We start from the raw sequence: 13140 nt of genomic DNA, 5'->3' as shown, positions 1-13140 counted from the left end.
CCGCCGCTGCCTAAGGTCGGCGGGGTGGCGGAGGAGTCGGTGCTGGAGCGGGCCGCGACCTCGCTGCGGCAGCACCCGTTCCTGGTCGACTCCCTGCTCGCCGGCCTGCTGTTCCTGCTCACCGTGGGCTCGGCGACCGCGGTCGGCGCCGACCCGTTCGCCGGCTTCGCGGTCACCTGCCTGCTCGTCGTCCCGCTGGCCTGGCGACGGCGGGCACCGGTCGCCGCCGGGTTCGTCGTCCTCGCCGGGGGCCTGCTCGAGCTGGTGGTGAGCGAGCAGTTCCTGGTCTCGAACGTCGCCGTGCTGGCGATGGTGTACGCGCTGGCGGCCTACGCGCCGACCTGGGCCCGCCGAGCCGGGCTGGCGGCCGGGATCGCCGGCGCGGGCCTGGCGGCGCTGCGGTACTTCACCGGCATCTACTACGGGACCACCCAGAGCTTCGACGGCGACACGTACGCCAACGGGCTGCCCAGCAGCATCTACGACCTGCAGGGCGCCTTCGTCAGCGCCGTCGCCATCTCGGTGCTGGTGCTGGCCAGCTGGGCGCTGGGCAGCGTCCGCCGGTCCCGGTTGCGCCACCTGACCGACCTGCAGGACCGCGCCCGGCTGCTGGAGCTGGAGCACGACCAGGAGATCCGGCTGGCGGCCATCGCCGAGCGTGCCCGGATCGCCCGGGAGATGCACGACGTCGTCGCGCACTCCCTGTCGGTGGTCATCGCCCAGGCCGACGGCGGCCGCTACGCCGGACGCACCGACGCGGCGGCGGCGACGGCCGCGCTGGAGACGATCGCCGACACCGGCCGGCAGGCGCTGGCCGACATGCGCTCGCTGCTCGGCGTGCTCCGCGACGGCACCGCGGCAGGTGGGGTCCACGGGCAGGGCGGTGCGACCGACTACTCCCCGCAGCCGGACGTCGCCGCCGTCGACGGGCTGGTCGAGGACGTGCGCGCCAGCGGGGTCGACGTCGACCTGATCGTCGAGGGGGCCCCGCACGAGCTGGCCGCCGGCCCGCAGCTGGCCGTCTACCGGATCGTGCAGGAGTCGCTGACCAACGTGCTCAAGCACGCCGGGCCGGCCACTCGCGCGTGGGTGCGGCTGCACTGGCGGGAGGAGGCACTGGAGCTGTCGGTGCTCGACGACGGCCGCGGCGCCGCGGCCGCGCTGGACGGCCCCGAGGGCACCGGCCACGGCCTGCTCGGCATGCGGGAGCGGGCCGAGCTGCACGGCGGGCGGCTGGAGGCGGGCCCGCGGCCGGGCGGCGGCTTCGGCGTGCACGCCGCCCTGCCCTACCGTCCGCGTCGATGACCGCCGCCCCGGGCACGAGCCGGCCGATCCGGGTCGTGCTCGTCGACGACCAGCAGATGGTCCGTGCCGGCTTCCGCATGGTCATCGACTCCCAGCCCGACCTCACCGTCGTCGGCGAGGCCGGCGACGGCGACTCCGCGCTCAGCCTGCTGCGCTCCACCGTCGCCGACGTGGTGCTGATGGACGTGCGCATGCCCGGCACCGACGGCATCGAGGCCACCCGCCGGGTCACCGCGCTGCCCGAGCCGCCGCGGGTGCTGGTGCTCACCACCTTCGACCTCGACGAGTACGTGCTGGCCGCGATCGGGGCCGGGGCCAGCGGCTTCCTGCTCAAGGACGCCGCCCCGGAGGACATGCTGGCCGCGGTGCGCACCGTGCACGCGGGGGACTCGGTGATCGCCGCCAGCTCCACCCGGCGGCTGCTGCAGCACGTCGCGCCGATGCTGCGCGCCGAGCCGTCGGCGACCCCGGCCGGCCCCACGCTGCCCGACCTCACCCCGCGCGAGCGCGAGGTGCTGGTGCAGATGGCCTACGGCGCCACCAACACCGAGATCGCCGGCCGGCTGTTCGTCAGCGAGGCCACCGTCAAGACCCACGTCGGCCGGGTGCTGGCCAAGACCGGCTCCCGGGACCGGGTGCAGGCCGTCGTCCTGGCGTACCGGACCGGCCTGGTCCAGCCCGCCGACCTGCTGCGCGACGCGCCCTGACCCTCCCCCCTGACTCTTTCGGGAGAAAGTCAGGTGAAGGTGCACGGTCGTCCCCCTCCCCCCTGACTCTTTCGGGAGAAAGTCAGGTGAAGGTGCACGGTCGTCCCCCTCCCCCTGACCTTTTCGGGCTCACGTCGAGGAAGGGGGAGTCATCCCCCGGGACGACGCCGGGTCGGCCCACAGCCGCAGCACGGCTGGCGCAGGGATCGCCCTCAGCGGCGACGCGGGATGACGGCCCGCGGCGGGACCGTGGGCACCGTCCAGGTCGCCCCACCCTGCGGAGGTCCCGTGTCCGTCCCCGTCATGACCGTCCCCGGCGAGCAGCCTGCTGCCCGGTTCGACAGCGCCGTCCGAGCCAGCGGTCTCCAGAAGACCTACGGCCGGGGTGAGACGGCGGTGCACGCGCTGGCCGGCGTCGACGTCACGTTCGCCCGCGGCGCGTTCACCGCCATCATGGGGCCCTCCGGCTCGGGCAAGTCCACGCTGATGCACTGCCTCGCCGGGCTGGACAGCGCCTCGGCCGGCCAGGTGTGGCTGGGCGAGACCGAGCTGACCGCGCTGCGCGACGAGCAGCTGACGACGCTGCGCCGCGACCGGATCGGCTTCGTGTTCCAGTCCTTCAACCTGCTGCCCGTGCTCGACGCCCGGGAGAACATGGTGCTGCCCATGCAGCTGGCCGGGCGCCGTCCCGACCCGGCGTGGTTGGACTCCGTGGTGGGCCGGCTCGGCCTGCGCGACCGGCTGCGGCACCGCCCGCACGAGCTGTCCGGGGGCCAGCAGCAGCGGGTGGCGGTGGCCCGGGCCCTGCTGCCCCGCCCGGACGTCGTGTTCGCCGACGAGCCGACCGGCAACCTGGACTCGCGCAGCGGCGCCGAGGTGCTCGGCCTGCTGCGCAGCAGCGTGCGGGAGACCGGGCAGACCGTCGTCATGGTCACCCACGACCCGGTGGCCGCCGCCTACGCCGACCGCGTGGTGCTGCTCGCCGACGGCCTGCTGGCCGGCGAGCTGGAGGACCCGACCGCCGACTCGGTCATCGACGCGCTGCGCGGGCTCGGGGCCTGACCGGCCATGGGACAGGTGCTGTTCGCCCAGGTGCGGGCCAACGCCGCGCGCCTGGTCGCCTCGATGCTGGCGATCGTGATCGCGGTCGCCTTCGTCGTCGCCACGCTGGTGCTCAACGCGACCTCCCGGGCCACGCTGCTGGACGCCCTCGGCGCCCAGTACGTCGGCACCGGCGCCGTCGTCACCTCCTCCGACGGCTCCTCGCTCGCCGACGACGTCGCCACCCTCACCGCCCTGCCCCTGGTGGCCGACGTCGCGCCGACGTGGGAGACGTCGGTGCAGGCGGTGCTGCCGGACCGCTCGGGAGCGCAGTACGTCCTGGTCGACTCGGTCGCCGACGCCCCGGCGCTGCGCTGGCAGCGGCTGGCCGCGGGCGCGCTGCCGCAGGCGCCCGGGGAGATCGCGGTCAGCCAGGGCTCGGACGCCGCCCTCGGCGACGTCGTCCCGGTGACCAGCTTCGACGCCGAGGGCGTGGCGACGACGTCGGAGGTCACCGTCGTCGGCATCGTCGACCTGCGCGGCGACCCGACGGCCGGGCTCTACGCCCGCGCCTGGGCCAGCACCGACCAGGTGCGCGCCTGGGGGGCCACGCAGCCGACCGAGTTGCGCGTCGCCGGCTGGAACCGGGTGGTGCCCGATGCCCTGGCCGCTCAGGTGCGGGCCGCACTGCCACCGACGGCCGAGGTGCAGACCGGCACCCAGGCGGCCGACGCCCGGGTCGCGGAGCTGACCGGCAACGCCGCCGCGCTCGCCGCCGTGCTGCTGGTGTTCGCCACCGTCGCCGTCCTGGTGGCCGGTCTCGTCATCGCCAACACGTTCGCGGTGCTGCTGGCCCAGCGCACCCGCGAGCTGGCGCTGCTGCGCTGCGTCGGCGCGACGGCCGGGCAGGTGCGCCGCAGCGTGCTCGGCGAGGCGCTGGTGACCGGACTGGCCGCCTCCGTGGTGGGTGTGCTCGCCGGGGTGGGGCTCGCCGCCGGCATCTCCGCCGCCGTGGGCACCGACTCGCCGATCCCGCTGTCCGGGGTGTCGGTGCCGCTGGTCGCGGTCCTCGCCGGGTTGCTGGTCGGCACGGTGGTCACCGTCGTCGCGGCGCTCGCCCCCGCGCACGCGGCCACCCGGGTGGCGCCGCTGGCCGCGCTGCGCCCACAGGACCCGGCGCCGCTGCGGTCCCGGTCGGGGGTGCTGCGCCTGGCCCTGGGCACGGCCCTGCTGCTGAGCGGCGTCGCGCTGCTGGCTGTCGGTGTGCTGTCCTCGCAGGTGCTGGTGGCCCTGCCCGGCGGCGTGCTCAGCTCGCTGGGCGTCCTGGTGCTGGCTCAGCGCGCGCTGCCGCCGGTCGTGGCCGCCGCGGGCCGGCTCGCCGGCCGGCTCGGCGGGGTGCCCGGGCGGCTCGCCGCCGGCAACGCCACCCGCAACCCCCGGCGCACCGCGGCCACCGCCACCGCGCTGCTGATCGGGGTCTCGCTCACCACGGCCATGGTCGTCGGTGCCGCCTCGACCCGGGCGACCGTCACCGCGGAGCTCGCCGCCGTGCTGCCCACCGACGTCGTCGTCCAGGGCGGCGGGACGCCGGTGCCCGCGTCGCTGCTGGGCCGGCTCGAGGGCGTGGACGGCGTCGCTGCCGGGCTGGCCGTGCAGTCCGCGCCGCTGGTCGGGCCGGACGGGTCGAGCTTGCCGGTGGAGGCCGTCGACGCCACCCAGGCCGGGCGGGTGCTGCGCTCGACCGCGGGCACCGACCTCCCGGTCCTGGGCGAGGTGGTGCTTCCGCCGTCGCTGGCGTCGGCCTGGTCGGTGGAGTCCGGCGAGCCCGTCACGTTCACCGAGCAGGACCGGTCCCTCACGTTCACCGCGGTGGTCGGCGACGACCGGGTGGGCACGCCGCGGCTCACCCCGGTGGAGCTCACCGCGCTCGCCCCGGACGCCACGGTGTCCGAGCTGTGGCTGCGGCTGGCCGACGGTGTCGACGAGGGCGCGGTCGTCGACGAGGTGTCGGACCTGGCGAGCGCCGCCCTGCCCGCCGCGCAGGTGGCCGGCATCGCCACCGAGCGGGCGGCGATCGACGGCGTCCTCGACGTCCTGCTGCTGCTGGTCACGGCGCTGCTCGGGGTGGCGGTGCTGATCGCGCTGATCGGCGTGGGCAACACCCTGGCGCTCTCGGTGGTCGAGCGACGCCAGGAGAGCGGCCTGCTGCGGGCGCTGGGGCTCACCCGGCGCCAGCTGCGGGGGGTGCTCGCCTGGGAGGCGGTGCTGGTCGCCGGCGTCGCCGCGGTGCTCGGGGTGCTGATCGGCGGCGCGTACGGGCTGGTCGGTGCGGCGTCGGTGCTGGGCGGGCTGGGCGACGTGGTGCTGTCGGTGCCCTGGCTGCAGGTCGCCGCGATCGTCGGGGTGGCCACCCTGGCCGGCCTCCTCGCCTCGGTCCTGCCGGGCCGGCGGGCGGCGCGCACCGCACCGGTCGCCGCGATCGCCGGCTGACCCGGCCCACCCGGGAGCGTCCGCAGCCGGGCGGCGACGGACCGCGCCCACCCCGCGAGGACGCCCGGCGCCAGCTGGCACCCCGCACACTGAGGCTGCGCGCGGGTCCGCCGCCGCAGGCCGGTCCGCTGCACCGCCGACCGACCAGGGACGACGACGGGAGCACGGCACCGATGAGCAGCAGCACCGGCTGGATGGGGGCCGCGCCGGGCGAGCTGCCCCCGCCGCCCGGGCCCGATGCGGGTCCGGCGCCCACCGCGGGGGAGGCGACCCTGCCGGACCGCACCGGCCAGACCCTGCTGTCGGCCATGGCGGGCACGGCCGGGGTCACCGCGGTGCTGTGCCTGCTGGCCCCGCTGCTCCAGCTCTACACGACCACCTACGGCACCCCGGGCGACATCGGGTCCAGCCGGCAGGTGGTCACCGGCTGGCACATCCGGCTGTTGGACCTCAGCGGGCTGGACGACCCCGCCTTCGACTCCGACCTCGACTTCGGCACGCCCGTGCGCTACGGCCTGGTCCTGCTGGTGCCGCTGGCGGTGCTGGTCGCCGGCACGGTGGCCGCCCTGCTCCCCTGCAGCCGGGTCTGGGGCCCGGCGCTCGCGGCCACCGGCGGCGGGACCGTCGCGGGAGTGTCGCTGGTGTGGGCGGTCCAGCTGCTCGCCGTCCGGGCGGACAGCACCGCGTTCGGCGACGCCAGCTACCCCGTCGCCGTGGCGCTGGGCGCCGGCGGGTGGCTGCTGCTGTTCGCCGGCGCCCTGGGGGTGGCCGTCGCGGTGCTGGCGCTGCTGCTCACCGCCTGGCTGCTCACCGCGGCCGCGGGCACCGCCCCGGCACCGGCCGGCTGGGCTCCACCGGTCCCGGGGGCGTGGGGGCCGCCGGCCGGCCCGGCCGTCGTCCCCGCCGGCTGGCAGCCGCCCGGGCCGCCGCACCCGGAACCGCACCAGGACCCGCAGCCGGCTGCACCGGCCCCCGCGCTGGAGCCACCGAGCCCCTGGGACCCGGCGCCGCGGGACGGGGGCAGGTACGACAGGCCGGGCTGAGCCCCCCCGGGCGGCGGACGTCCGGGCACCGGGCTGGGATGCTGGAGCCGTGCCGTCCCCACGTCTCCGCACCGCCGTCCGCCGCGCCACCGTCCTGGCCGGCATCGCCGCACCGGTCGGCTGGCTGACCCGCGCCGCGTGGGGCCTGCCCCCGGCCCTGGGCGCCAGCCGCCGCAAGCTGCGCCCCACGGTCGCCGGGTCCCCGCAGTTCTCCGAGGGGAAGTTCCGCAACACCCTGCCCACGCCGGCGATCCCGCCGACCAGCGCACGCAAGGGCCTGCTGCGGCAGATGCACGAGGACCGGCACGTGGGGCTGCCCGCACGCCCGGTGCCACTCGCCCGGCCGCAGCTGCCGACCGAGGCCGCCGAGCTGGCCGTCACCTGGCTGGGCCACTCCAGCGCGCTGCTGGAGGTGGACGGCCAGCGGCTGCTGGTCGACCCGGTGTGGGGCGAGCGGGTGTCCCCGTCGCCGGTGTTCGGGCCGCGGCGGCTGCACCCGGCTCCGGTGCCGGTGGAGACCCTGCCCCGGGTCGACGCCGTGCTCATCTCGCACGACCACTACGACCACCTCGACCTGCCGACGGTGCGGGCGCTGGTGCGGGAGCAGGACGCCCCGTTCGTCGTCCCGCTGGGCATCGGGGTGCACCTGCGCGGCTGGGGCGTGCCGGAGCACCGGATCGTCGAGCTGGACTGGGACGGCAGCACCACGATCGGTGGGCTGACGCTCACCTGCACCGAAGCGCGGCACTTCTCCGGCCGCTTCTTCCCCCGGGACACCACCCTGTGGTCGTCCTGGGTGGTGGCCGGGCCGCGGCACCGGGTCTTCTTCGGCGGGGACACCGGGTACACCCCGGCCTTCGCCGGGATCGGGGCGCGCTTCGGGCCCTTCGACCTGACGCTGCTGCCGGTGGGGGCGTACAACGACGCCTGGAAGGCAGTGCACATGACCCCGGAGGAGGCCGTGCGGGCGCACGACGACCTCGGCGGGGCCGTGCTGCTGCCGGTGCACTGGGCCACGTTCAACCTGGCGTTCCACCGCTGGGCCGAGCCGGTGCAGCGGCTGTGCGCAGCCGCCGCCCACCGGGGTGTGCAGTTGGTCGTGCCCCGGCCCGGCGAGCGGGTCGACGTCCTGGCGCCCCCGCCGCTCACCGACTGGTGGTCGGCCGTGGGCTCTGCCGACGACGAGCCGGTCACCGGCGACCACGCCCCCGCGACGTCCTGAACGTGGGCCGGCCACCCGGCAGCCCCGCGCCCTGACCTGCCCCGGACCGGTGCGGGTCCCCGCGCAGCGCCGGTCCGGCCTGCCGCCCGCGCCGGGACCCGGCACGATCACGGCATGAGCAGCACCGACCCGGCCCCCGGCACGACGGAGCACGGCGGCACCCCCGCGAGCGTCGGCCCCGCCACCACAGCGAGCCCCACGACGAACCAGGTGGTCGCCGCCCAGCGTGCCCGGTACGGCGGGGTGAAGTGGGGCTCGGCCTTCTTCGGCTGGCTCTCGGCGACCGGGCTGGCGGTGCTGCTGATCGGCGCGCTGGTCGCCGCCGGGGTGTCGGTCGGTCTGACCGAGGCCGAGCCCGCGGCCGTCGAGACCGCCGAGGAGGCGACCGCCATCGGCACGGCCGGGACCGTCGCACTGCTGGTCGTGGTGTTCCTCGCGTACCTCGCCGGCGGGTACGTGGCCGGTCGGATGGCCCGCTTCCACGGCACCCGGCAGGGCATCGCCGTCTGGCTGGTGGGGCTGCTCGCCGTCCTGGTGCTGGGGGTCGCGGCCCTGGTGGGCGGTTCCCGGTACAACCTGCTGCAGCGGCTCGACCTGCCGCGCATCCCCGTGGACGAGGGCACCGTGTCCACCGCCGCGGTGGTCGCGCTGGTGGCGGTGGTGGCGACCTCGCTGGTCGGGGCGATGCTGGGCGGGCGCCTGGGCACCCGGTTCCACCGGCGGGTCGACCGCACCGACGTCGACGGCTGAGACCGGGCCGCTCCCGGACATACGGCTCCGCTTCGGCTCGGGACATTCGAGTTCACATCGGCCCCGACCCGGGCGATGAGAGAGGTGCGCCCGTGGTCGGCCGACGACGGCCACCGGACGGCGCGGACGAAGGGGTCGACATGGGCGGCGTTGCACGCAGGGTCCGGATCGGGACCCGACTGGTGACGGGCTTCCTGCTGCTGGCGGTGATCACCGTGGTGCTGGGCGGGCTCGGGATCTCCGGGTTCTCCGAGCAGCACCGGCTGGCCGGGGACGCGCGCGAGGCCGAGGAGCTGGCCGCCTGGGCTGCCGAGGCGAAGTTCCGCTCCGCCGACCTCAACGGCTGGCAGACCGCCTACGCCTTCGACAACGCCCGCGGCGGTGTGGTCGACGCCGCCTCGGACAGCACGGGCACGCGGGCGCTCTTCCTCGAGTCCACCGAGGTCTTCGCCACCGACCTCGCAGCCCTGGACGCGCTCGAGCTCACCACCGACCAGCGCCGGCTGCTCACCGAGGCGGGCGCGGCCTTCGACCGGTTCATGGCCATCGACGCCCAGGTCATCGCCGCCTACCGCGTCGGTTCACCGGCGGCCGTGGCGGGCGCGAACGAGCTGGTCCTGGGGCAGGCGCTGGTCGAGTTCGACGCGATGGCCACGGCCGTGGCGGCCCTCGCCGAGAACGCGACCGCCCAGGCCGCGGCCACCTCCGAGGCCGCCCAGGCCGGTGCCGAGCACGCCGAGCGGCTGATGTGGCTGGCGACGGGCACCGGACTGCTCCTGGCCGGGCTGCTCGCCGCGTTCATCACCGTGTCGATCCGGCGCCCGCTGGGCGACCTGCACCGGCACCTGGACGAGATCGCCGAGGGCGACGGCGACCTGACCCAGCGGCTGGACGAGTCGGGCTCCGACGAGCTGAGCGGCATCGCCACCAGCTTCAACCGCTTCGTCGGCCAGCTGGCCTCGGTCATCTCCACCGTCGCCACCTCCGCCGACGCGGTCGCGGCGTCCGCGGAGCAGCTCAGTGCGTCGGCCGCGCAGATCTCCGCCTCGGCGGAGGAGACGGCCGCCCAGTCCGGCGTGGTCTCCAGCGCGGCCGAGGAGGTGTCCCGCAACGTCGGCACCGTCGCCGCCGGCGCCGAGCAGATGGGCGCCAGCATCCGCGAGATCAGCCAGAACGCCACCGAGGCCGCCCGCGTCGCCGCGACCGCCGTCACCGAGGCAGAGACCACCAACGCCACCGTGCTCGCCCTGGGCGAGAGCTCCCGGGAGATCGGCGACGTGGTCAAGCTGATCACCTCGATCGCCGAGCAGACCAACCTGCTGGCCCTGAACGCCACCATCGAGGCCGCCCGTGCCGGGGAGGCCGGCAAGGGCTTCGCCGTCGTCGCCAACGAGGTCAAGGAACTCGCCCAGGAGACCGCCCGGGCCACCGAGGAGATCTCCCGCCGGGTCGAGACGATCCAGACCGACACCGGCGGCGCGGCCCGGGCCATCGGCCGGATCTCCGAGGTCATCGGGGCCATCAACGACTACCAGCTGACCATCGCCTCGGCCGTGGAGGAGCAGACCGCGACGACCACGGAGATGAGCCGCTCGGTGGCCGAGGCCTCCGCCGGGACCGGGGAGATCGCCCGGAACACCACCGGGGTGTCGGCTGCCGCCACCGCCACCACGCAGGCACTCACCCAGACCCGGGTCGCCGTCGACGAGCTGTCCCGGATGGCCGGCGAACTGCGCGGCAGCGTGTCCCGCTTCTCCTGCTGACCGCCCGGAGCCGAGGCCGTCAGCGCAGCAGCTTGGACATCCGCCGGTCGGCCAGCGGCTTGCCGCCGGTCTGGCAGGTGGGGCAGTACTGCAGGGACGTGTCGGCGAAGCTCACCTCACGCACCGTGTCGCCGCACACCGGGCAGGGCAGGCCGGTGCGGGCGTGCACCTGGAGCCCGGAGCGCTTCTCGCCCTTCAGCGTCGCCGCCTTCTGCCCGACCTGGCGGGCCAGCGCGTCGCGCAGCGTGGTCTGCACGGCGGTGTGCAGCCGCAGCAGCTCCTCGTCGGTGAGCCGGTCGGCGCTCTTGAACGGCGACAACCGGGCCACGTGCAGGATCTCATCGGAGTAGGCGTTGCCGATGCCGGCGATCAGCGTCTGGTCGGTGATCGCCCCCTTGAGCTGGCCCTTGCGGCTGCGCATCAGCCTGCCGAGGTGCTCGGCGTCCACCGCCAGCGCGTCCGGGCCCAGCTTCGAGATCCCCGGGACGTCGTCCGGTGAGCGCACGACGTAGACCGCCAGGCCCTTGCGGGTGCCGGCCTCGGTGAGGTCGAAGCCCTCCGGCGGGGTGCCGTCGTCGACCGGGGCGAGGTGCACGCGCAGCGCCAGCGGCCCCTTGCCCGGCTTCGGCGGCGCCGTCGGCAGGTTCGGGCGCCAGTGCAGCCACCCGGCCCGGGCCAGGTGCACCACCAGGTGCAGCCCGGACACGTCGAGGTCCAGGAACTTGCCGCGCCGGGACGCCCCGGTCAACTCCAGCCCGCCCAGCGCCGACAGCGGCGGGTCGAAGGTCTTGATCGCCTGCACCCCGGCCAGGTCGACCCGGGTGACGACACGGCCGACGGCGGTCTCGCGGAGGAAGGCGGCCAGCGCCTCGACTTCGGGCAGCTCGGGCACCGGCAGCTCCCATGGACGGGCTGATTGATAGGCAGGAACGAGTTCGACCTTATCAATGACTTATCATTCGGGCCATGCCGGAAGCGCTCGCAGTTGCCGACTCTGCGCTCATCGCGATCGGGGACGGCTGGTCCGCCAGCAGCATCGAGCAGCAGGTGCTGGACTTCAAGGACACGCCACCGGCCGACCAGGCGAGCATCGGACGGGTCAAGGAGAACTTCTACAGGCTGCTGGCCGAGACCGCGGTCTGCTTCGCGAACGGCGAGGGCGGGGCCATCGTCATCGGCGTGAAGGACCACGCACCGACGCGCGCCGAAGCCATCACGGGCGTCGACACGCGGCGCTTCCCGCTCGAGGAGATGGTGCGGAACATCCACCAGCGGACGTCGCCGGCGGTCACCGTCCGCCCCCTGGCGCGCGAGCCCGACGGGAAGACGGTCTACGTGCTCGTGGTCCCCCGCGGCCACGGAGTGCACGGGACGACCCAAGGAGTGTACAAGTACCGGTTCGGCGACCAGTGCCTGCCGCTGCGAGGGGAGCAGCTCCGGGGACTCCGGACCGTCCGGGAGAGGTACGACTGGTCGGCCGGCAGCTCAGGGTGCGGGATCGAGGCGCTCTCCCGCGCCGCGATGGAGCGCGCTGCGACGCTCCTGCGGCTGAACGGGCACACCGACCTGGCGCACCTCGCGGAGACCGACCCGGTCGAGTACTGCCGCAACACCTCGTTGCTGGTCGGCGACGAGCTGACCCGGGCAGCCGTGATCCTGTTCGGGACACCGGACGCCATCCGCTCGTGCACCCCGGAGTGGGGGGTGAACGTCCAGACCCGCGAGAGTCCTGGCTCCGAGGCGCGCGTGCTGCTCCGGGGCACCGACGAGGCTCCCGCGCTCGTGACGTTGCTGGACCGGCTGAACACCGTACTGGCGACCCTGGCGACGGTGCTGACCATCAGGGTGGGCGCCGAGCAGGTCGAGCTGATCGACTACCCCCCGGACGCCCTGCGGGAGATCCTGGCCAATGCGTTCGCCCACCGCGACTGGGAACAACCGGGACTCGTGGAGATCGTCCACTCACCTGACGAACTCGTCGTCACCAGTCCCGGAGGGCTCCTGCCCACCCTTCGCGTCGACCGGCTCCTGCACGACGCTGCCTCGCCGCGCAACGAGCTGCTGACCGTCAACCTCGCCCGCCTGAAGCTGGCCGAGATGTCAGGACTCGGGTTCGACCGCGCGTTCCGTGAGGTGGCACGGTTGGGCAAGGAGCCACCGGCGCTGGAGGACGGCGTCCGATTCCGGGTGTCCTTGCCGGGCGGACGCGGCGATGCCGCATTCGCCCGCTTCATCCGGGGGGACCTGATGCCGCCAGCCCTGACGGGGGACGTCGACGTCCTCATGGCCCTGACCGCCCTGCGCCGGACGAAGACGCTGGACGCAGGCCAGCTCTCCTCGAGGCTCCAGCGCAGCTCGGCAGACGTGCAACGAGTGCTGAGCCGGATGGCCGATGCGGGCCTGGTGGAGGCCACACGCGCCTCGGCCCGCCGCAGCCAGCCGAGGTACGCGCTGACCGCGTCCTCGATAGCCGGCATGCGAACCGCGGTCAGCTATGCCAGCAGGTCCATCGACGAGGACGACGACAAGATCCTCAGACACCTGCGGCGGCACGGACGCATCACCAACGAGGACGTGCGGGCCTACCTGGACTGTGATGTCGCGACGGCCCGCAACCGTCTCACCCGCCTGCGCAAACGGGGCCTCATCGACTTCGCGCCGGTCGGTCCTCGACGCGGGTCCCACGTGGTCTACGTCCTCACATCGGGGATCAGCACCGGTGCAGCGCCAGGCGGCGCCACGACCGACCCCGATGACCCCGACCGCCTGTTCTGAGCGGTCGACCCCGGGTTCCGGCCTCGACCACGGCAGCTCACACG

The 13140-nt window shown here is 75.1% G+C and carries 10 protein-coding genes; 9 read left to right on the top strand and 1 reads right to left on the bottom strand.

Translation table 11 applies throughout. From position 1 onward, the window contains the following. Positions 1-24 precede the first annotated feature (24 nt). From G1H19_RS18735 to G1H19_RS23560, 8 genes are all read left to right on the top strand, one after another. Positions 25-1305: a sensor histidine kinase gene (locus G1H19_RS18735; protein WP_162392862.1), complete on the top strand. Its 1281-nt coding sequence runs from the start codon at positions 25-27 to the stop codon at positions 1303-1305. Further along, positions 1302-2012 (top strand): response regulator, encoded by a 711-nt coding sequence (locus tag G1H19_RS18730; protein WP_152729208.1) that lies wholly within the window; start codon positions 1302-1304, stop codon positions 2010-2012. The genes G1H19_RS18735 and G1H19_RS18730 overlap by 4 nt, the downstream gene beginning before the upstream one ends. Positions 2013-2300: 288 nt before the next feature. Beyond that, positions 2301-3074 carry an ABC transporter ATP-binding protein gene (locus tag G1H19_RS18725; RefSeq protein WP_235928084.1) on the top strand — a complete coding sequence of 258 codons (774 nt, stop codon included), beginning with the start codon at positions 2301-2303 and terminating at the stop codon, positions 3072-3074. A gap of 6 nt (positions 3075-3080) precedes the next feature. After that, on the top strand, positions 3081-5543 hold the full coding sequence (locus G1H19_RS18720) for an ABC transporter permease (protein ID WP_152729206.1): 2463 nt from the start codon (positions 3081-3083) through the stop codon (positions 5541-5543). 173 nt (positions 5544-5716) lie between these two features. After that, positions 5717-6586 (top strand): hypothetical protein, encoded by an 870-nt coding sequence (locus tag G1H19_RS18715; protein WP_152729204.1) that lies wholly within the window; start codon positions 5717-5719, stop codon positions 6584-6586. Positions 6587-6635: 49 nt separating this feature from the next. Then, positions 6636-7808 carry an MBL fold metallo-hydrolase gene (locus G1H19_RS18710; protein WP_162392861.1) on the top strand — a complete coding sequence of 391 codons (1173 nt, stop codon included), beginning with the start codon at positions 6636-6638 and terminating at the stop codon, positions 7806-7808. A gap of 114 nt (positions 7809-7922) precedes the next feature. Then, positions 7923-8558, top strand: a complete 636-nt coding sequence (locus G1H19_RS18705) for a hypothetical protein (protein WP_152729201.1) — start codon at positions 7923-7925, stop codon at positions 8556-8558. 182 nt (positions 8559-8740) lie between these two features. Beyond that, positions 8741-10321, top strand: a complete 1581-nt coding sequence (locus G1H19_RS23560) for a methyl-accepting chemotaxis protein (RefSeq protein WP_152729199.1) — start codon at positions 8741-8743, stop codon at positions 10319-10321. Between the two features lie 19 nt (positions 10322-10340). On the opposite strand, the gene G1H19_RS18695 is transcribed toward G1H19_RS23560, so the two are convergent. Continuing rightward, positions 10341-11213 (bottom strand): Fpg/Nei family DNA glycosylase, encoded by an 873-nt coding sequence (locus tag G1H19_RS18695; protein WP_162392860.1) that lies wholly within the window; start codon positions 11211-11213, stop codon positions 10341-10343. Positions 11214-11287: 74 nt separating this feature from the next. Between G1H19_RS18695 and G1H19_RS18690 the strand changes: the two genes are divergently transcribed. Further along, the gene (locus tag G1H19_RS18690; RefSeq protein ID WP_152729196.1) at positions 11288-13096 is read left to right on the top strand and encodes a DNA glycosylase AlkZ-like family protein; all 1809 of its coding nucleotides are present in this window, start codon (positions 11288-11290) and stop codon (positions 13094-13096) included. Positions 13097-13140 lie beyond the last annotated feature (44 nt).

Origin of the sequence: Goekera deserti (assembly GCF_010685995.1) — a bacterium.
In the GTDB taxonomy this organism is placed as follows: domain Bacteria; phylum Actinomycetota; class Actinomycetes; order Mycobacteriales; family Geodermatophilaceae; genus Goekera; species Goekera deserti.
This window is presented reverse-complemented; position numbering and strand designations above follow the sequence as displayed.